Genomic DNA, 19,174 nt, shown 5'->3' with positions numbered 1-19,174 from the left:
CGGACGGCCATCGGGCGCCGGTGGCACGCCCGGCCGGGAGAACGACCGGATCCCCTCGCACCGGTGCTGCCGGAAGGCCGGTGAAGGCTCGCGCGACGGGACCCGCCGACGCCGTTCCCGGCACCCCGACCGCGCCGATACCCGCAGGCAGGATGCTGATCGCGTCGCCGTCGTCGAGCTTCACGACGCACGGGCGACGCGCTCGAAGATCTGGTACGCCTCGGCGTCCGGCTCCCTGTCGTCGTTCTCCGGCAGCGCGACGGGCGGGCCGGCGACCCCGGTCGTCCGGCCTCGTGACGCCGGGCCACGACGCTCGAACCGGCCGGTCGGGCCGTCGGCGGTCACGAACCCATTCGGGCCGGAAATGACGCCGTGAATAGCTTAAGCCGTGCTATGAGACAGGAGAAAGAAAACATGGACTCTCAGGTCAAGAAGCCACCACCACTGCTTCTTTTGTGCCTTGCCCAGTTCATGCTGACGCTCGATTTCGCGATCGTGAACGTCGCTCTGCCATGGATCAAGACCGACCTGTCCTTCACCGCCGGCGCCCTGCCCTGGGTCGTCGGAGCGTACGCGCTGTTCTACGGCGGCTTCCTGCTGCTGGGTGGACGCGTGGGCGACATCATCGGCCGTAAACGCATGTTCGTGTGGGGTCTCGCGATCTTCACGATCGCGTCCCTGGTGGGTGGCTTCGCGACCAGCTCCATCGTGCTGATCATCGCCCGTGCCCTGCAGGGCCTCTCGGCCGCGGCGGTGGCTCCGGCCGTGCTCGCGATGATCGGCGCGGGCTTCCCCGAGGGGGAGGCGCGGGCCAAGGCCATGGGCGTGTTCGGCGCCGTGTCCTCGGTGGGCTTCGCCGGCGGGGTGCTCGCCGGCGGGGTGCTGACCGAGATCTTCGGCTGGCGGGCCGTCATGTTCATCAACGTCCCGGTCGGTATCGCGATGGTCGTGCGCGCCGCGATCCGCCTCGAAGACGACAGCGTACGGACCAGGTCCGCGCGCATCGACGTGCCCGGTGCCATCCTGGTGACCGCGAGCATGTGCGCGATCGCCTACGCCCTGACGATCGCGTCCGACGAGGGCTGGGGCACCGCCGGGGTGCTGATCCCCCTGATCGCGGGTGTCGCGCTGCTGGCCGTCTTCCTGTTCGTGCAGACCCGCGTGTCCGCGCCACTGGTGCCGCTCTCGATCTTCCGCAACCGGGGGGTGACGGGCGGCAACCTGGTCGCGTTCCTGTCGGGTGGCGTCATGTCCATCTCGACGTTCTTCATCACGCTCTACATGCAGCAGGTCCTGGGCTTCTCGGCCATTCTCACCGGGATCGCGTTCTTCCCCCAGGCCCTCGTGGTCGTGCTGGCGTCGCTGCCCGTGGCGAAGACGACCGCGCGGATCGGGGCTCGTCCGGTGCTGACCGTCGGCGCCCTGTTCCTGGTGGCCGGTTCGCTGGTGCTGGCGCTCGCGCCCGCCGACGGCTCGTTCCTGGTGAACGTGCTGCCCGGCGGCATCCTGGTCGGCGCCGGTGTGACGGTCATGATGATCAGCACCGCGGTGGCGGCCACGTCCGGGGTGGACGGTTCCCAGATGGGCCTGGCCTCGGGCCTCTACAACTCGAACCGCCAGCTCGGGGTCGGGCTGTGCCTCGGTGTCGCGGTGGCGGTGGCGTCGCTGGCCGCCGGGACCGGGCAGGGGATCTCCATCGAAGGGATCCAGACGGCGTTCTGGCTCTCCACCGCGCTCTCCGTGGTGATCGCGATCATCTCCGCGACCGTCGTGCCGTCGGTGCGCAAGCCGGCTCCCGGCGCTCCGGCCGCCCCCGCCCCGGAGGCCAAGACCGCCTCCATGGCCGGGCGGTAGGTCTCCGCGCCTTCGAGGGCCGGCCCCGGCACACGCCGGGGCCGGCCCTTCCGCCGCGTCCGCCGTACCCGCCGTATCCGCCGCGTCCGTCCAGGCTCCCGGTGATCGGCTCAGCCGCCCAGGTACTCCCCCGCCGCGTCGAGCAGCCAGGCCGCGAGGTATTCCGCGAACGACGAGCGTACGAGGACATGGAACCCGCCGTCCTCGCGGGCGGCGAGGACGACCTGGGCGCGGGCGAGCATGGTCTGCGCGCAGCGGCCGGGACCGAACGCGCGGGGGTGCAGGTCGAGGGCGCAGCCGTGGGAGAGCAGGTCGCGGGCCTTCGGGCCGGTGACGAGCAGTACGGTCCGCTGGGCGGAGACGTCGGTGACGGCGGCGTGACCGGTCCCGGCGGCGGCTCGCAGGCGGCCCTCCAGGCCGGTGTCACCCGGAGGCCCGACGACCAGCCACTCGTCGGGACCGAGCCACAGCACCTGGCGACCGCCCCCGGAGGTGACGGACGGCGGCACGTCGCCACCGACGCCCGTGGAGGTGGCGGACGGCGGCACGTCGGCGCCGGTGATCGCGGTGGTGCCGGGTTCGGTGGGGAGCGGGACGCCGAGCGCGAGGGCGAGGGCGGCGGCGGTGTCGCTCCCGGGCTCCACCCGCAGGTCGACCTGGGTGAGGAACGGCAGTTCCGCGATGTGGAGGTCCGGGCCCGACACCGGTTCCAGCCCGGCCAGCGGACTCAGTCGCCCGGACTGCTCCGTTTCCTGGGGCTTCATCCCCTGCGGTTCTGTTCCTCGGTGCTCTGATTCTTGTTGCTCTGATCCTTTTTGCTCTGATCCTTGTTGCTTTGGTCCGGAGAGTTCCGTCACAGGCGGGCCCGGCCGGGTCCCGGTCGGTGGCTCAGCCATCGCGGCGCGCTCCCTCGGGGTCGTAGAGGACGTGGTGGGTGACGGTGACGGGCAGCAGTTCCCCTCCGACGGGCACGTACAGCCGCTCGCCGACGCGTTCGCGCCCGCCGCTGACGAGGGCGAGGGCGAAGGTCCTGCCGAGCGCGGCACTGCGGTAGCTGGAGGTGACGTGGCCGAGCATGGGGACCGGCGGCTCGGGCAGCCGGTCGACGGCCACCAGGTGGGAGCCCTCGGGCAGCAGGACGTCCGGGTCGAGCGGCAGCAGGCCGACCAGGTGCTTGCGGTCGGGCCTGGCGGTGTCGGCGCGGGCGAAGGAACGCTTCCCGAGGAAGTCGGCCTTCTTCTTGGACACCACCCACTCCATGCCGAGGTCGGCGGGGGTGACCGTGCCATCGGTGTCCTGGCCCACGATGGGGTAGCCCTTCTCGGCCCGCAGCACGTGCATGGTCTCGGTCCCGTACGGGGTGACCGCGCCGGTGGCCTGGACGGCCTCCCACAGGGCGAGCCCGTCCCAGGCGCTGACGTTGATCTCGTACGCCAGCTCGCCGGAGAAGCTGATCCGGCACACCCGCGCGTCGAGGCCCGCCACCCGGGTATCGCGCCACGTCATGAACGGGAAGCTCACCTTGTCCACGGCCAGTTCCGGGGCGAGCCCGGCCAGTACCTCGCGGGAGCGCGGCCCGGCGAGCGCGACCGTCGCCCACTGCTCGGTGACCGAGGTGCAGTAGACCCGCAGCGAGGGCCACTCGGTCTGCAGCCACTCCTCCATCCAGTCGAGGACGGCGGCGGCGTTGCCGGTGGTGGTGGTCACCAGGAAACGGTCCTCGGCCAGGCGGATCACCGTGCCGTCGTCGAAGACCATGCCGTCGGGGCGGCACATCACTCCGTAGCGGATCGAGCCGACCTTCAGGGTGCTCATCATGTTGGTGTAGAGCCGGTCGAGCAGCTCCGCCGCGTCCGGCCCCTGGATGTCGATCTTGCCGAGCGTGGAGGCGTCCATGGCTCCGGCGGCCTCCCGCACGGCCCGGCACTCGCGCAGGACGGCCGCCTCCATGTCCTCGCCCTCGCGGGGGTAGTACCAGGGCCGCCTCCACTGGCCGACGTTCTCGAACGGCGCTCCGTACGCCACGTGCCACTCGTGCAGCGCGGTGACCCGGGCGGGGTCGTGCAGCGCTCCCCTGTCGCGCCCGGCGAGGGTCGCGAAGGAGACGGGCAGGTAGGGGGCGCGGAAGGTGGTGGTGCCGAGTCGCGAGACGTCCACGCCGAGGGCGTGGGCGACGACACCGCTGGTGAGCACGCCGGAGGTCTTGCCCTGGTCGTGCCCGGTCCCGGCGGTGGTGTAGCGCTTGACGTGCTCGACCGAACGGAGCCCGGCCCCGGTGGCGCGCATCACGTCGGCGACGGTGACGTCACGCTGCAGGTCGACGAAGTGGGTCCGGTAGTCGTCGGCGGGTACGAGCCACACGTGCTCGGCAAGGGTGGTCTCGGAGGTCTCTCCGGCCTGCGGGGTTTCCGTGCTTGAGGGTGTCTCCCCGGTCTGCGGGGTTTCCGTGTCCGGGGGCGTCTCTCCTGTCCTCTGGGCGGATGCGCCGGAGGTGGAAGGGGTCGGGAAACCGGCCGCCTCGGCGGCCCGTGCTCCGGCGGCGGCACCGTCCTCCAGGCAGGTGGCCAGGGTGAGAAGCCCTCGGGCGGCTCCGGCGACCTCGACGGCCTGGCGGGTGCTCCACGGGACGAAGGAACCGAGCTGCTCGTCGTAGCGGAGCGTCCCCCCGGCCTGGCTGAACAGGTGGACGGCGGGGTTCCAGCCGCCCGAGACGAGCAGCAGGTCGGCCTCGATCTCACGCCCTCCGGAGAGGACCGTCCCGGAAGGCGTACCGCCCGCAACGGGTCTCTGCGAGACGGTCACGGAGGTGACGCCGTGCTCGCCGTTCACGTGGGTGACGAAGTGACCGGTGAGCGCCTCGGCCTCGCCCAGGCCGCCCCAGCCATCCGGACCACCCGGCCCATCCAGGCCACTCAGACCGTCCATGCCACCCGAAGCGCTAAAGCCGCCCGAGCCGTCCCGGCCCGGGGTGGCGCCGGTACGCGTGTCCACGACGGCGGCGATCTCGACGCCCGCGGCGGCCAGGTCGCGGGCCGCGGCGTAGGCGCTGTCCCCCGTGGTGAACACCACCGCGCGGCGGCCGGGCAGGACCCCGTACCGGTTGGCGTACGCGCGTGCCGAACCGGCGAGCATGACGCCCGGCAGGTCGTTGCCCGCGAAGGCGATCGAGCGCTCGTGCGCGCCGGTGGCGAGGACGACGCGGCGGGCCCGGATGCGCCAGACGCGCTCGCGGGAGGAGGCGTTCTCACCCCTGCGCTCCACGGCGACCAGGTAGTTGTCGTCGTAGTAGCCGAACACGCCGGTACGGGTGAGCACCCGCGTCTCCGGGTGGCTCTCCAGCTCGGCCAGCGCGGTCGCGGCCCACGCCGTGCCCGGCACGCCGTCGACGGTCTCGCCGGTGTCGGGCAGGCTGCCGCCGGGCGAGGGCCGGTCGTCGGCGAGGATCACCCGGGCGCCCGACCCGGCCGCCGCGGCCGCCGCCGCCAGGCCCGCCGGGCCCGCGCCGACCACCAGGACGTCGCAGTGCGCGTACACGCCGTCGTAGCGCGCCGGGTCGGGTTCGGCGGCGAGCCTGCCCCTGCCCGGCAGGCCGGTGGCCACCAGTCCCGCGTACAGCTCGACGACGGTGGCCTGGAGCATCGGCTCGGGGAAGGGGTGCTCGATCTGGACGACGGCGTTGGGCTCCTCGGTCCAGGCGGCGAAGATCCCTCGGGGGCGGCCCAGCGTGACGCTCGTCGCGACCGTGCGGACGCCGTTGGCGAGCAGCGCGGCGGCGAGCGTGTCGCCCCGGTACCCCTCGTAGTCGCGGCCGTCGAACCGGAACGGCAGCACCTCCCCGCGACGCCCCTCCAGGCGGAACGGCTGCCCGCTCACCGGCGCACCGCTCTCTCGCCACCGGCCGGAACGCCCGCGCCGCCGGTGGCCAGGCGGAGCGTGTCCCCGGTGGCGTGGACGTCCGCGTCGCCCGGGAGCGGCGGGTGGTCCGCCGCGCCGGTCACCCGGCGGTTCACGCGACCACCGGCCTTGGCTCGCCCACGTGATAGACGGCGTGGAACTCGCCGGTGGCGGTGTCGCGGATCGCGTTGAACCAGCGGCGGCATCCGGCCGCGTGCTGCCAGCGTTCGGCGAACGGCCCCTTCGGGTTGTCGCGGAAGAACAGGTACCGGGCCCACTCCTCGTCGGAGAGCGCGGCGGGGTCACCGGGGTAGGCGACCTCGGCCTGCTCGCCGTAGTGGAACTCGGCCTCGTCCCGTGGACCGCACCACGGACAGGGGATCAGCAACATCGGTCGGGCTCCTTCAGTGGGCCACCGCGGCGGCGCCGTGCTCGTCCACGAGCGCGCCGGTGGTGAATCGTTCGAGCGTGAAGGCGGCGTTGAGGGGGTGCGGCTCGCCGTGGGCGATCGTGTGCGCGTAGCACCACCCGACGCCCGGGGTGGCCTTGAAGCCGCCGGTCCCCCATCCGCAGTTGACGTAGAGACGGTCGACGGGGGTGAGCCCGACGACGGGCGAGGCGTCGGGGGTGACGTCGACCACCCCGCCCCAGGTGCGCAGCACGTGGGCCCGCGCGAAGACGGGGAACAGCTCCAGCGCCGCCGCCATCTGCCGCTCGATGATGTGGAACGCGCCGCGCTGCCGGTAGGAGTTGTACGCGTCGATGCCCGCCCCCATGACCAGCTCGCCCTTGTGGGCCTGGCTGACGTAGACGTGCACCGCGTTGGACATGACCACCGTGGGGTGTACGGGCTCCAGCAGCTCCGAGACCAGGGCCTGCAGCGGGTGGCTCTGCACCGGCAGCTCCACCCCCGCCATCCGGCCGACGACCGAGGAGTGCCCGGCCGCGCACATCGCGACCCTGCCCGCGGCGATGCGGCCCCTGGTGGTGCGTACGGCCTCCACCCGCCCGCCCACGACGTCGACGCCGGTGACCTCGCAGTGCTCGATCAGGTCGACGCCCATCGCCGCGGCGGCGCGGGCGAATCCCCAGGCCACGTAGTCGTGCTTGGCGATTCCCGCGCGCGGCTGGTAGGTGGCGCCGAGGACCGGGTAGCGCGCGTCGGGCGAGACGTCGACGATCGGGCAGACCTCCCTCACCTCCTCGGGGCCGAGCCACTCGGCGTCGACGCCGTTGAGGCGGTTGGCGTTGACCCGGCGGACGCTCTCCCTGACGTCCTGCAGGCTGTGCGCGAGGTTGAGCACGCCGCGCTGGCTGAACAGGATCGGGTAGCCGAGGTCCTCCTCCAGCCCCTCCCACAGCTTGAGCGAGTGCTCGTAGATGCCCGCGCTCTCGTCCCACAGGTAGTTGGACCGGATGATGGTGGTGTTGCGGGCCATGTTGCCGCCCGCCAGCCAGCCCTTCTCCAGCACGGCCACGTTGGTGATCCCGTGGTTCTTCGCCAGGTAGTAGGCGGTGGCCAGGCCGTGGCCCCCGCCGCCGACGATCACCACGTCGTAGGAGGACTTCGGCTCGGGGCTGCTCCACAGCCTGTCGGGGTGCTCGGGCAGCGCCTCGGTGCTCATCGTCGTCCCCTCTCGATCCCGCCGACGGACCCCGGCGTCGCGACCGTCGCCGCTCCCGGCGTTCCGCTAGCCACGCAGGCGCTCCATAGCCGGGTCGTACAGCGGCTCCTCGGCGACGACGGCGGCCACCCGCCGGTCGAAGTAGCCGATGCGCAGTTCCCTCCCGGGCACGGACAGCCCGGCGGGCAGCCAGGCGTAGGCGATGCCCTTGCCTATCGTGTAGCCGTAGGCGGCGCTGGTGACGTATCCGACACAGGACTCGCCGTCGTACACCGGTTCCTTGCCCATGACCACGGCGGCGGGGTCGTCGACGGTGAGGCAGGTCAGCCTGCGCCGGGGGGCCGTGCCGCGTTCGGCCAGGGCCGCGCGGCCGATGAAGTCGCCCTTGTCCGCCTTGCGCACGGCGAAACCGAGGCCCGCCTCGTACGGGTCGTGCTCGTAGGTCATGTCGGTGCCGAAGGACCGGTAGCCCTTCTCCAGCCGCAGGCTGTTGAAGGCGCCACGGCCCCCCGCGATGATCCCGTGCCCCTGACCGGCCTCCCAGAGCGTGTCCCACAGCTTCGCGCCCATGTCGGCCGTCGTGTAGAGCTCCCAGCCCAGCTCCCCGACGTAGGAGAGCCGCAGCGCGGTGACGGGCACGGTGCCGACGTACGCGCGGGCGCCGCGGAAGTAGCGGAAACCGCCCGGCCCGAAGCCGGGACCGGCGAGCGGGGCCACGACCTCGCGGGCGAGGGGTCCCCAGACGCCGACGCAGCAGGTTCCCGGCGTGATGTCGGTGACGGTGACCGACCCGTCGGAGGGCAGGTGGCGGTGCAGCCAGTCGAGGTCGAGGTTGCCGTTGGCGCCGACCTGGAACAGGTCACGCCCCAGCCGGGCCACCGTGACGTCGCTACGGATCCCGCCGTCGTGGTCGAGCAGCAGGCAGTACGTGACCGAGCCGACGGACTTGTCGACGTCGCCCGTGGAGATCCGCTGGAGGAAGGCGGCGGCCCCGCGGCCCGCGACCTCGATCCGCTTGAGCGCGCTCATGTCGTACAGGGCCACGGTCTCGCGCGAGGCCTGCGCCTCGGCGCCGACGATCGGCGACCAGTGGCGGGCGGCCCAGTCGTTGGGACGGTGGATGTCACGCCCGTCGAGCAGGGGCGCGTTGGCGCCGTACCACTGGGGGCGCTCCCAGCCGGTGGCCTCCAGGAAGTACGCGTCCAGCTCGCGCTGGCGGGCGTGGAAGGGGCTGGTGCGCAGCGGGCGCAGGTTCTCGGCCGGTTGGAGCGGGTGGATGATGTCGTAGACCTCGACGAAGTTCTGGCAGTCGCGGGTGCGGACGTACTCGGGGGCGAGCTGGTGGGCCTCGAACCGGTTGACGTCGCATTCGTGCAGGTCGAAGGACGAGCAGTGGCCGTCGGACAGCCACTCGGCCATCGCGCGGCCCACCCCGGCCGAGTGGGTGACCCACACGGCCTCGGCCACCCAGAAGCCCCGCACGTCGCGCGACTGCCCGAGCAGCGGCATGTTGTCGGTGGTGAAGGAGAACAGGCCGTTGATCCCCGCTTCGAGCTTGGCCTCCCCTGCGGCGGGCAGCAGCGCCTTCGTCTCGGCCCAGGCGGGGGCGAAGTCGTCGTCGGTGAACGGCAGCACCGACGGCATGACCTCGGCGTCGGCGATCGGGAGGATCTCCTCGGCGGTGATCGGCATCGGGCGGTGGCCGTAGTAGCCGATGCCGAGCCGGTCGAACCGCTCCCGGTAGTACAGGTCGGCGTCCTGGTGGCGCAGGATCGGCCGGACGGCCTCCTCAGGCTGCCCGGCCTGCCCGGCCTGCCCGGCGAGCGCGGGGACCGGGCCGGTCCAGGCGAGCTGGTGGGCGAGGGGGGTGAGCGGCAGTGCCATGCCGACCATGCCCGCGATCTTGGGGCCCCAGATCCCGGCGCAGCAGACCACGAGGTCGGCGGGGATCTCGCCCCGGTCGGTGACGACGGCCGCGACCCGGTCGTCCTCGACGCGGATGTCCAGCACCTCGTGCCGGTCGAGGACGCGGACGCCGCGCTCCCGGGCGCGGGCCAGCTGGACCTCGACGGCGCGCACGGCCTTCGCCAGGCCGTCGGTGGGGACGAACAGCCCGCCGAGGATCCTGTCCCCGTCGAGCAGGGAGTGGTGCTCCACGCACTCCTCGGGGGTGAGCAGGCGCGCCTCGATCCCCCAGGAGGTCGCCCAGCCGTGGCGGCGGTGCAGCTCGGCGAGCCGCTCGGGCGTGGTGGCCACCTCCAGGCCGCCCACCTGGAGGAAGCAGTCGAGGGCGACGAGTTTCTCGACCGTGTAGCGGGCCAGCTCCGCCATGGTCTTGGACGGGTTGGTCTGGAACACCAGGCCCGGCGCGTGGGAGGACGATCCCCCGGTGGCGGGCACGGCGCCCTGGTCGACGACGGTGATGTCGTCCCGGCCCCTGGCGGAGAGCTCGTCGGCGAGGGCCGCCCCGACGACCCCGGCTCCGATGATGACGACGCGTCGGCCCGCCATACCCACCTCCGTCGTTGCGCAGTCCGAAACGAAGTGCGCTTCCCGCAACAGATTGTCCTCCCGTCGACAACACTGTCAAGAACGGGCCGACGGTCGTTCTCGGGATTTAACGGTATTTCACGAAATACGGCGGGGACGGCGGATGAGCAGGGACGACCGGGCACGCTCCGCCCCTGGCGCGCCGTACGGGTTGATCACGCATAACGGCGTGATCGCGCAGAACGGCGGGGCGGCACCGATCCGACCGCCGGTGACCTCCGGGCACCGGTCCGATCGTCGGTGATCTTCGCGACCCCGGCGAAGTCGCCGGTGACGTTCGCGGCCCCGGCCGGTGTCACCTACGCGACGTCGGGCCGTGTCATCAGCGGCGACCGCAGGTGCGACGCCAGATCGGGGCTGGTCAGGGGCATGGTGCTCCACGTCGCGACCGCCGTGCCCGCGTCGGCGTCGACCACCAGCCGGACCCGGTGCGGGGTGGTGATGACGTAGAGGTCGGCGACGAACACGTCGTCCTGCCAGGCTCCGGCCGCGACGACGGGGCGGCCGAGCGGTGCGCTCTCCCGCCACTCGCCGTGGCCGGCCTCGACGTCGAGGGACGACCCGAGCCGCAGGAGCCATCCACCGTCCACGGGATCGACGATCACCGTGGTTCCGCCGGGCAGGGCCGAATCCCCGGCGGAGGCGTCGAGTGTCGCCTTGACGGAGCGCCCCGGGGCGGCCGAACCAGACACAGGCGCGAACGACAGCCGCCGCAGCCGATCGGCGAGGATCCCGTCGTCCCGGGTGTCTCCCGCGTGGCCGTCGTCCCGGGTGTCCCCCGCCCGATCCATGCCGGGCAGCAGGCACTCCCATATCGCGTCGAGCACCGCCTGTGCCCGCGTGTGGGCGCCGGTCACGGCGACCACGAGATCGTGCGAAGGGACGACCACGCACAGCTGGCCGAAGGAGCCGTCACCGTGGTAACCGTGACGCGACACCCAGAACTGGTAGCCGTAACCGCACAGGTAGTCGGCGTCCCCCGGCCCGTCCTCGGGCCGTAATGTCTCGATGTGCCGTCCGGTCGCGAGCTCCACCCATTCGCGCGGGACGAGCCGCCGGTCGCCCCACAGGCCGCCGCGCAGCAACAGCTCGCCGAAGGCGGCGACGGCCTCGGTCGTGAGGTGCAGCCCGTGGAACCCGAAGGCGGCACCGCTCGCCACCCGGTCCCATTCGGCGTGGTCGACGCCCATCGGCGTGAAGAGGCGCTCGTCGAGGAATTCCGGGAGTCCGCGGCCCGTGACCCGTTCCACCATCCGGGCCAGGACGAAGGTGGTCGGATTGTCGTAGGCGTGCCGGGTCCCCTCGGCCTCGGGAAACGGTACGCGCAGGAAGCCCTTCACCAGGTCGCCCGGCTCCAGCCGCCAGGCCTCGGCGAGGCTGTCCGTGCGGTGTCCGGCCGTCATGGACAGCAGGTGGTGAACGGTGAGACGGCGTCCCCGCTCCGAGATTCCGGCCGGAACGTGGTCGGGCAACACGTCCACCACCCGATCGTCCAGCGAGAGCAGCCCGTCGGCGATCGCGAGCCCCACGGCGACCGAGGTGAACGACTTGGTCAGCGAGTAGAGAAGGTGCGGGCGCTCGGCCGAGTACGGTGCCCACCAGCCTTCGGCGACGACGTGACCGTGGCGTACGATCACGACGGAGTGACACTCGACGGATCGCGCTTCGAGCCGGTCCAGCAGCGCGGTGACCGAACGGGACGACATCCCCGAGGCGACCGGTGTCGACCGTGGCAGCAGGGCGCGGCGGGAGGGCATCCGGACACCCTAACAAAACAGCCCCCACTACCTTGGGACCGACTGAGATGAGCGCGGAAGAGGATTTCAGGCAGGTCGGCGCCGAGCTGGCCGACCTGGGTGTGTGGATCTCCACGATGATGGGGAATCCCTCGCTCAAGGATCAGGCGGGGAAGGTGTTCGCGAGCCTGCGGCGCGACGGCACGATGGTGTTCCGGCTGGTCAGGGACACCCCCGAACACGCGGCCGCGCTCCAGCTGGCCGGGGCGTCCCTGTTCGACCCCTCGGGGCGGGGCAGGGCGATGAAGGACTGGGTGGTCGTGCCCCACTCCTCGGCCGGGAGATGGACGGACCTGGCCGAGGCCGCCCTCAGCCGCCCACGCTGATCGGCGGGTCACGTCGGCGGTGGCGACACTTCGCCGAGCGACGGACCGGATCCTCTGACGGGAGCCGTGGTCACCCGGCCGGTCGTCCCGGACGAGGCGAGGGTGCCCCCCTTCCGGGCGGCACCCCCTCCGGGACGACGGGACTCGAACCCGCGCCCCCTGGGTCCTCGGGTGAGCACTCGGGAGACGGGAAGCCTCGGGTGAGCACCCAGGAGTTGAGGCGCCTTGGGTGAGCGCTCAGGAGGCGGAAAGCCTCGGGTGGGCGCTCAGGAGGCGGGGAGCCAGGCCTTCACCTTGTCGGGGTTGTCGCCGGCCCACTTCTCCGCGGCCTCCTCGGCCGTCATCTTGTCCTCGGAGATGTACTTGGCCACGAGGTTCTGGTCCTCGTTCGTCCAGGTGAAGTTCTTGACCAGGTCGTACGCCGGGCTGCCGGAGTCGGCGAACTTCTTGCTCACGATCTTGTCGAGGTCGTAGAGCGGGTAGTCGCAGGCCACCTTCTCGGCGTCGGCGTCGCAGCCCTCGGTGTACTCGGGCAGCTTGATCTTGACGAGCTTCACCTCCGACAGGAACCACTGCGGCTCGTAGAAGTAGCCGAGCATCGGGGTCTTCTGCTTCTCCGCCTGCCTGAAGCCGGTGATGAGCGCCGCCTCGCTGCCCGCGTAGACGACCTTGTAGTCCAGCTTCAGGTTCTTCACCAGCGCAGCGTCGTTGGTCACGAAGGACGGGTCGCCGTCGAGCAGCTGCCCCTTGTCCCCGGACTCGGAGGTCTTGAACAGGTCGGCGTACTTGTTGAGGTTCTTCCAGTCGGTGATGTCGGGGTACTTCTCGGCCATCCACGGCGGCACGTACCAGCCGATGACGCCCTTGTTGCCCGTCGAGCCCGCCGAGACGGCGACCTTCTGGTCCTCGATGTACTTCTTCTTCAGGTCGTCGTGGGCCCAGTTCTCCACGATGGCGTCGACCTCGCCGGTGGCGAAGCCCTGCCAGGCTACCTCCTCCTTGAGGTCCTTCTTCGTGACCGAGCAGCCGAGATCCTTCTCGGCCACGTGGGCGATGACCGCCGCGGTCGCCTCGTACCCGACCCACGGGTTGATGGCGATGTTGACCGCGCCGCAGGCCTTCTTCCCGTCCGCGCCGGAGGCGGCCGGGGCGGCCCCGCTCTCGCTCTCGCCGACCTTCGCCCCGCCGCACGCGGAGACGAGGAGGCCGGTCACGACCAGGAGCGCCACCGCCCGCGGTCGCCCGATCCTCGAAACTGTCACCAGGTCCTCCTGTGTTGGATGTCGTGTGCTGTGTTCGGTTCCGCCCGGTCTGTCGCTCAGTGGACGCCGTGCGTCTCGGCGTCGGCCCGCCGCGCGGCCGTCCGGGTGATGCGCTCCAGCATGATCCCGAGTACGACGATCGCCACGCCCGCGGCGAGCCCCTTGCCCCGCAGCTGCAGCTGGGAGAACCCGGCCACCACGTCGTAGCCGAGCGCGCCCGCGCCGACCAGGCCGCCGACGACGACCATGGCGAGCACGTAGATGAGTCCCTGGCTCGCCGCGAGGGTGAGCGCGCTGCGCGCCATCGGCAGCTGCACCTTGGTGATGAGCTGCCAGGTGCTGGAGCCCGCGGCCGTGGCGGCCTCCACCGCGCTCGGCGCCACGCCGCGGATGCCGTCCGCGGTGAGCTTGACCGCCACCGGGGCCGCGTAGACGACCGCGGCGATGATCGCGGTGATCCGGGTGGCGCCGAACAGCCCGAGGATCGGCACCAGGTAGACGAACGGCGGCATGGTCTGCCCGGCGTCGAGGACGGGCCGCACCAGCTGGTCGACGCGGTCGCTGCGCCCCATCCAGACGCCGAGCACCACCCCGAGGACCATCACCAGGACGGTGGCCACCAGCGTCGAGGCCAGCGTCACCATGCTGTCCTGCCACAGGCCGAGCGCGACGAGCAGGGCGACGCAGACCGCGGTGACGAGCACGATCCTGACGTTCGCCAGGATCGCGGCGAACACGACGAGCACGGCGCCGACCAGCCACCACGGTGAGTCGGTGAGCAGCGCCTCGAACGGGTTGAGCAGGCCGTAGGAGACGGCGTTCCTGAACGCGCCGGTGTAGGCCGCGAGGTTGTCCTGCGCCCACAGGGTGGCCGCGTCGACCCCCTGGCGGACGTAGCGCCCCAGGTTCGCCTCGCTCGGGAACTCCGCGGCCCACACGTAGACGTGGGAGAGATAGACCAGTACGCCGGTGACCGCGAGGACCGCGCCGACCTCCGCGCGGCGGCGGCCTGGTCCGCGAGAGCGCCCGGCCCGGTGCCGGTCCTCGACGCGGCGCCCGGCGGCGGAGGTGACCCGGTCGAGCACGATGGCCATCACGACGATGGCCAGGCCCGCGTTGAAGGCGCTGCCGACGTCGAGGGTCTCCAGCGCCTTGACGACGGTCTTGCCCAGGCCGGGGGCGTCGATCAGCGCGGCGATGGTGACCATGCACAGCGCGGCCATGATGGTCTGGTTGACGCCGACGACAATGGTCCGCTTGGCCAGCGGGAGCCGTACCTTCCTCAGCGACTGCCAGGCGGTCGAGCCCAGGGAGGTGCTCGCCTCCAGGATCGCGGGCCGCACCTCGCGGATGCCGTGCGCGGTGATGCGGATCGCGGGCGGGACGGCGTAGATGACGGTCGCCACGGTGGCGCTCGCGGGGCCGATGAGGAAGAACAGGGTGAGCGGCGCGAGGTAGACGAACGTCGGCATCGTCTGCATGAAGTCGAGCAGCGGGGTGACCAGGCGGTCGAACCGGTCGTTCACCCCGGCCCAGACGCCGAGCGGGATGCCGATCAGCAGCGAGAGCGCGACGGCGGCCAGGGTGAGGGCGAGGGTGTCCATGCTCTCCTCCCACAGGCCCAGCAGGCCGAAGGAGGCGAAGCCGATCGCGGTCAGCAGGGCGACCCGCAGGTTGCCCCACAGCAGCGCGACCGCCGTGGCGACGGCGACCACGCCCAGCCAGCCGACGACCGGCAGCGGCCGCCCGAAGGACGGCTGGCTGATCAGCGCCTGGACGAACGTGACGGACTCGTCGAGGAAGAGCCGGATGTAGTTGACGAAGTACAGGAAGAACGGGTTCTCGTTCCTGCTGTTGTCGATGACCTCACTGGCCTCGTTGATGCTCACGTGCAGCGGGGTCAGTTCCGCGCCGCCGAGCTGGAGGGTGTCGCGGCCCTGGACGAACACCCAGATCAGCACCCACGCCGCGACGACGGCGGCGAGCAGGTAGCGGCGGGGCCACGCGGGCAGCCGCCGCAGGCCACCGGCCGGGGTGGCCTGGGTGGCCATCACCCCTGCCCCTCTGACCTGGGCGTGCCAGGCTCACCGGGCTTGCCGGAATCTCCGGAGCCGCCGGGCCTGCCGGGGCTCGCGTCCGGAGACGGCTCGGCGGGTTCACCTGAAGTCCCCTCCGAGGACAGCCCGACGGGCCCACCGGAGAGCTCGCCCACGGAAGGCTCGGCGGACTTGCCGGAGGTCCCATCCGAAGACAACTCGACGGCCTCGCCGGAAGTCCCCTCCGGAGAAGACGGTTCCGCGAGCACGCCGAGGACCTCCTCCGCCGTCACGACCCCCAGCAGTTCCCCGCCCTCGACGACCTTGACCGGCCTCGTCGCGCGCAGGACCGTGTGCACGACGTCGCGTACGACGACGTCCGGCCCGACCTCGGGGCCGTCCAGCGGTTCGTCGGGCCGGGGCGGGCGCATGATCCAGCGGGTGGTGAGCACGTTCGAGCGGGGCACGTCGCTGACGAACTCGCGCACGTAGTCGTCCACCGGCGCCCCGACGACCTCGTCGGGGGTGCCCATCTGGACGAGCTCGCCGTCGCGCATGATGAGGATGCGGTCGCCGAGCTTGAGCGCCTCGCCCAGGTCGTGCGTGATGAAGATCATCGTCTTGCCGACCTCGCGGTGCAGGCGGATGACCTCGTTCTGCATGTCCCGCCTGATCAGCGGGTCGAGCGCGGAGAACGGCTCGTCGAAGAAGAGCACGTCGGGGTCGACCGCGAGGGCCCTGGCCAGCCCGACGCGCTGCTGCATGCCGCCGGACAGCTGGTCGGGGTAGGAGTCCTCAGAACCGGAGAGGCCGACGAGCTCGACCATCTCCCTGGCCCGCTCGTAGCGGGCCTCCTTCCGCATGCCTCGGATCTCCAGCCCGTAGGCCACGTTGTCCAGGACCCGCCGGTGCGGCAGCAGCCCGAAGTTCTGGAAGACCATGGCGAAGCGGTGGCGGCGCAGCTCGCGCAGCTGCCTGTCGCCCGCCTCGCGGATGTCCTCGCCGTCGAACAGCACCTCTCCGGCCGTCGGCTCGACGAGCCGCGTGAGGCAGCGCACGAGGGTGGACTTGCCGGAGCCGGACAGGCCCATGACGACGAAGACCTCCTGGGGCCGCACGGTGAAGGAGACGTCGCGTACGGCCGTCACGCAGCCCGTCCTCGCCCTCAGCTCGCTGCGCGAGAGCTCCGCGAGCGGGGTCCCGACGACCCGGCCGGGGCGCGGGCCGAAGACCTTCCAGAGACCTCGCACGTCGAGGACGGCCCGGTCCTCGTTCCGCGCGGCGGCTCCTGGCCGCGCCTGCTTGGTCGGTGATGTCATGGTCATGACCACCTCACGGGTCGTCTGGGGACGGGGGGGTCGTCCTTCAGCTGCGGAACCACCGCTGCGGGCGGGGGCGGACGTTCTGCCACACGTGCTTGGTCTCCCGGTACTCGGCCAGGCCCGCCTGGCCCAGCTCGCGGCCGATTCCCGACCGCTTGAAACCGCCCCACTCCGCCTGGGGGACGTAGGGGTGGTAGTCGTTGATCCACACGGTGCCGTGCCGGAGCCGCCCGGCGACCCGCTGGGCCTTGCCCGCGTCCTGTGTCCACACCGCCCCGGCCAGGCCGTAGTCGGTGTCGTTGCCGAGGCGGACCGCCTCGTCCTCGTCGCCGAAGCGCTCGACGGTGAGGACGGGGCCGAAGGACTCCTCGCGGACCACCCGCATGCCCCGGTGGCACTCGTCGAGGACGGTCGGCGGGTAGAAGTGGCCCTCGCCGGGGAGTCTCTCCCCGCCGCAGCGCAGCACCGCGCCCTCCGCGACGCCGGAGGCGACGTACGCCTCGACCTTGGCCAGGTGCGCGGCGGAGATGAGCGGGCCGGTCTCGGCCTCGGGGTCGAAGGGGCCGCCGAGGCGGATGCGGGCGGCGCGGCGTACGAGCTCGTCGACGAAGGTGTCGTGCAGGGAGTCCTCGACCAGCAGGCGGGCACCGGCCGAGCAGACCTGCCCGGAGTGGAGGAAGACGGCGGTGAGGGCGAAGTCGAGGGCGGTCTCGACGTCGGCGTCGGCGAAGACGATGTTGGGGTTCTTGCCGCCGAGCTCCAGCGCGACCCGCTTCACCGTGGCCGCCGCCGACACCATGATCGTACGGCCGGTCGCCAGGCCGCCGGTGAACGACACCATGTCCACCTCGGGGTGCTCGGCCAGCGGGGCGCCGACCTCGGCGCCCGCCCCGAGGACGAGGTTGCCGACGCCCGGGGGCAGCCCGGCCTCCTCCAGCAGGCGCATGAACAGGATCGCGGTGGACGGGGTGAGCTCGCTGGGCTTGAGGACGAAGGTGTTGCCCGCGACCAGCGCGGGGGCGACCTTCCAGGAGGCCTGCAGCAGCGGGTAGTTCCACGGGGTGATGAGGCCGCAGACCCCGACCGGTTCGTGGACGACGCGGCTGATCGCGTCGTCGCGGCCGGTGTCGATCACGCGGCCCGCGTCGGTCCCGGCGATGCCGCCGAAGTAGCGCAGGCAGGCCACCACGTCGGCGACGTCGTACTCGCTCTCGGCGAGCCGCTTGCCGGTGTCGAGCGACTCGGCCCTGGCGACGTCCTTGACGTCCCGTTCGAGCAGGTCGGCCACCCTCAGCAGCAGCGCGCCGCGCTCGCGCTCGGGGGTGGACGCCCAGGTGCCCTCGTCGAACGCCGCGCGGGCCTCGGTTATCGCGATCTCGGTGTCGGCCCGGGTGGCCTCCGAGACGGTCGCCACGAGGCCGCCGTCGGCCGGTGAGCGGATCTCACGGTGGCCGCCCGCGACGGGATCCCTCCAGGTGCCACCGAGGTAGAGATCTGACACGAACGGGCCCGCCCTTCGGTTATCGCATGATCCGTTGCGTATCACGCACCGGAATGCTTAACGAGGAACAGAATCGACCCTTTTCGTTCACGCAGTCAAGGCTTTACCGACCTCATTACCGTGCCAGCCCAATCGTGAGGAGACCTCGCCCGCCGCGGCCATCACCTGCTCGGCCACCGTGGGGAGCCGCTCGGGAGGGAGCCGGAAGGTCGGCCCGGACACGCTCATCGAGGCGACGACCGCGCCCTCGACGTTGAAGATCGGCGCCGCCACCGCGGTCAGGCCGATCTCCAGCTCGTCGGCGGCGGTGGCGTACCCGCGCCTCCTGACGGTGTCGAGCTCCTCGCGCAGCAGCCCGGCGTCGGTGACGGTCAGGTCGGTGAACGGGCGCAGCGGCACGGCGGCCAGCCGTTCGAACCGCTCGCCCGGGGCGTGGGCGAGCAGCACCTTGCCGTTGGACGTCGCGTGCAGCGCCACCCGCCGCCCCGCCCAGTTGTAGGCCTGCAGGGCAGAGGGACCCGCCATCTGGTCGACGTACAGGACCTCGTCGCGGTCGAGGATGGCCACGTTGACGGTCTCGCCGACCGCCGCCGCGAGCCGCTCGCCGGTGGCGCGGCTCTCGCGGACGACGTCGAGCCGCACGGTCGCGGCGCCCGCGAGCCGGACGATCCCCACCCCCAGCCGGTACTTTCCCCGGTCGGCGGTCTGCTCGACGAGCTCGTGCAGCTCCAGCGTCATGACGAGGCGGAACGCCGTGGAACGGTGGACCCCCAGCTCCGCGGCGATCTCGCTGACGCCCAGGTCTCCGTGCCGGGCGAGCAGCCGCAGGACGGACAGCGCGCGGTCGACGGACTGCACCGCAGCGCCATCTCTCTCCAGCTCGTTGCTCATGACACAACTTTAAGCGGGTTACGCACGAACCCGGCCGGACACGGGACCGTCGCGCCATCCTGCACCCCGTACCGGCTCCCGGAATCCCCCGCCCGGCGGACGCCTCGCGCCCGCCCG

The 19,174-nt window shown here is 71.9% G+C and carries 15 protein-coding genes; 2 read left to right on the top strand and 13 right to left on the bottom strand.

Translation table 11 applies throughout. The features are described from left to right. Positions 1-180: 180 nt before the first annotated feature. Positions 181-345: a hypothetical protein gene (locus tag ACSC1Q_RS33750; protein WP_436762756.1), complete on the bottom strand. Its 165-nt coding sequence runs from the start codon at positions 343-345 to the stop codon at positions 181-183. Positions 346-414: 69 nt separating this feature from the next. On the opposite strand from ACSC1Q_RS33750, the gene ACSC1Q_RS33745 reads away from it, so the two are divergent. Beyond that, positions 415-1,854, top strand: a complete 1,440-nt coding sequence (locus ACSC1Q_RS33745; RefSeq protein WP_436762755.1) for an MFS transporter — start codon at positions 415-417, stop codon at positions 1,852-1,854. Positions 1,855-1,964: 110 nt separating this feature from the next. Here ACSC1Q_RS33745 and ACSC1Q_RS33740 read toward each other — a convergent pair whose 3' ends face one another. The 7 genes from ACSC1Q_RS33740 to ACSC1Q_RS33710 form a co-directional block, all read right to left on the bottom strand. Next, positions 1,965-2,618, bottom strand: a complete 654-nt coding sequence (locus ACSC1Q_RS33740) for a sarcosine oxidase subunit gamma (protein WP_436762754.1) — start codon at positions 2,616-2,618, stop codon at positions 1,965-1,967. A 124-nt stretch (positions 2,619-2,742) separates the two neighbouring features. Further along, positions 2,743-5,727, bottom strand: a complete 2,985-nt coding sequence (locus tag ACSC1Q_RS33735; RefSeq protein WP_436762753.1) for a 2Fe-2S iron-sulfur cluster-binding protein — start codon at positions 5,725-5,727, stop codon at positions 2,743-2,745. Further along, entirely contained in the window at positions 5,724-5,864 is a 141-nt protein-coding gene (locus ACSC1Q_RS33730) for a hypothetical protein (RefSeq protein ID WP_436762752.1), read from the bottom strand. Before ACSC1Q_RS33730 ends, ACSC1Q_RS33735 begins: the two co-directional genes overlap by 4 nt. Further along, positions 5,861-6,139 carry a sarcosine oxidase subunit delta gene (locus ACSC1Q_RS33725; protein WP_436762751.1) on the bottom strand — a complete coding sequence of 93 codons (279 nt, stop codon included), beginning with the start codon at positions 6,137-6,139 and terminating at the stop codon, positions 5,861-5,863. Before ACSC1Q_RS33725 ends, ACSC1Q_RS33730 begins: the two co-directional genes overlap by 4 nt. Before the next feature lie 13 nt (positions 6,140-6,152). After that, the gene (locus ACSC1Q_RS33720; protein ID WP_436762750.1) at positions 6,153-7,373 is read right to left on the bottom strand and encodes a sarcosine oxidase subunit beta family protein; all 1,221 of its coding nucleotides are present in this window, start codon (positions 7,371-7,373) and stop codon (positions 6,153-6,155) included. 66 nt (positions 7,374-7,439) lie between these two features. Next, positions 7,440-9,884 carry a GcvT family protein gene (locus ACSC1Q_RS33715; protein ID WP_436762749.1) on the bottom strand — a complete coding sequence of 815 codons (2,445 nt, stop codon included), beginning with the start codon at positions 9,882-9,884 and terminating at the stop codon, positions 7,440-7,442. 338 nt (positions 9,885-10,222) lie between these two features. Then, positions 10,223-11,680, bottom strand: coding sequence for a serine hydrolase domain-containing protein (locus ACSC1Q_RS33710; RefSeq protein ID WP_436762748.1), 1,458 nt, complete (start codon positions 11,678-11,680; stop codon positions 10,223-10,225). Positions 11,681-11,727: 47 nt separating this feature from the next. On the opposite strand from ACSC1Q_RS33710, the gene ACSC1Q_RS33705 reads away from it, so the two are divergent. After that, a complete protein-coding gene (locus tag ACSC1Q_RS33705; RefSeq protein ID WP_436762747.1) occupies positions 11,728-12,045 on the top strand; it encodes a hypothetical protein in 318 nt (105 codons plus the stop codon). Positions 12,046-12,311: 266 nt separating this feature from the next. Here ACSC1Q_RS33705 and ACSC1Q_RS33700 read toward each other — a convergent pair whose 3' ends face one another. From ACSC1Q_RS33700 to ACSC1Q_RS33680, 5 genes are all read right to left on the bottom strand, one after another. Next, positions 12,312-13,307 (bottom strand): ABC transporter substrate-binding protein, encoded by a 996-nt coding sequence (locus ACSC1Q_RS33700; protein ID WP_436762746.1) that lies wholly within the window; start codon positions 13,305-13,307, stop codon positions 12,312-12,314. Between the two features lie 56 nt (positions 13,308-13,363). Beyond that, positions 13,364-15,358, bottom strand: coding sequence for an ABC transporter permease (locus ACSC1Q_RS33695; protein WP_436762745.1), 1,995 nt, complete (start codon positions 15,356-15,358; stop codon positions 13,364-13,366). Further along, a complete protein-coding gene (locus ACSC1Q_RS33690; protein ID WP_436762744.1) occupies positions 15,358-16,668 on the bottom strand; it encodes a quaternary amine ABC transporter ATP-binding protein in 1,311 nt (436 codons plus the stop codon). The genes ACSC1Q_RS33695 and ACSC1Q_RS33690 overlap by 1 nt, the downstream gene beginning before the upstream one ends. Positions 16,669-16,708: 40 nt before the next feature. Next, complete coding sequence (locus ACSC1Q_RS33685) at positions 16,709-18,166, bottom strand: aldehyde dehydrogenase family protein (RefSeq protein ID WP_436762743.1); 1,458 nt, start codon at positions 18,164-18,166, stop codon at positions 16,709-16,711. A gap of 87 nt (positions 18,167-18,253) precedes the next feature. Next, the gene (locus ACSC1Q_RS33680; protein WP_436762742.1) at positions 18,254-19,057 is read right to left on the bottom strand and encodes an IclR family transcriptional regulator; all 804 of its coding nucleotides are present in this window, start codon (positions 19,055-19,057) and stop codon (positions 18,254-18,256) included. Positions 19,058-19,174 lie beyond the last annotated feature (117 nt).

This window comes from Streptosporangium heterodermiicola (assembly GCF_051390675.1).
Lineage (GTDB): Bacteria > Actinomycetota > Actinomycetes > Streptosporangiales > Streptosporangiaceae > Streptosporangium.
This window is presented reverse-complemented; position numbering and strand designations above follow the sequence as displayed.

Excerpts from the sequence above, each read along its gene's own strand:
- ACSC1Q_RS33745 (WP_436762755.1), top strand. The coding sequence starts at position 415 with ATGGACTCTCAGGTCAAGAAGCCACCACCACTGCTTCTTTTGTGCCTT.
- ACSC1Q_RS33740 (WP_436762754.1), bottom strand. The coding sequence starts at position 2,618 with ATGAAGCCCCAGGAAACGGAGCAGTCCGGGCGACTGAGTCCGCTGGCC.
- ACSC1Q_RS33725 (WP_436762751.1), bottom strand. The coding sequence starts at position 6,139 with ATGTTGCTGATCCCCTGTCCGTGGTGCGGTCCACGGGACGAGGCCGAG.
- ACSC1Q_RS33720 (WP_436762750.1), bottom strand. The coding sequence starts at position 7,373 with ATGAGCACCGAGGCGCTGCCCGAGCACCCCGACAGGCTGTGGAGCAGC.
- ACSC1Q_RS33715 (WP_436762749.1), bottom strand. The coding sequence starts at position 9,884 with ATGGCGGGCCGACGCGTCGTCATCATCGGAGCCGGGGTCGTCGGGGCG.
- ACSC1Q_RS33710 (WP_436762748.1), bottom strand. The coding sequence starts at position 11,680 with ATGCCCTCCCGCCGCGCCCTGCTGCCACGGTCGACACCGGTCGCCTCG.
- ACSC1Q_RS33705 (WP_436762747.1), top strand. The coding sequence starts at position 11,728 with ATGAGCGCGGAAGAGGATTTCAGGCAGGTCGGCGCCGAGCTGGCCGAC.
- ACSC1Q_RS33695 (WP_436762745.1), bottom strand. The coding sequence starts at position 15,358 with ATGGCCACCCAGGCCACCCCGGCCGGTGGCCTGCGGCGGCTGCCCGCG.
- ACSC1Q_RS33690 (WP_436762744.1), bottom strand. The coding sequence starts at position 16,668 with ATGACCATGACATCACCGACCAAGCAGGCGCGGCCAGGAGCCGCCGCG.
- ACSC1Q_RS33680 (WP_436762742.1), bottom strand. The coding sequence starts at position 19,057 with ATGAGCAACGAGCTGGAGAGAGATGGCGCTGCGGTGCAGTCCGTCGAC.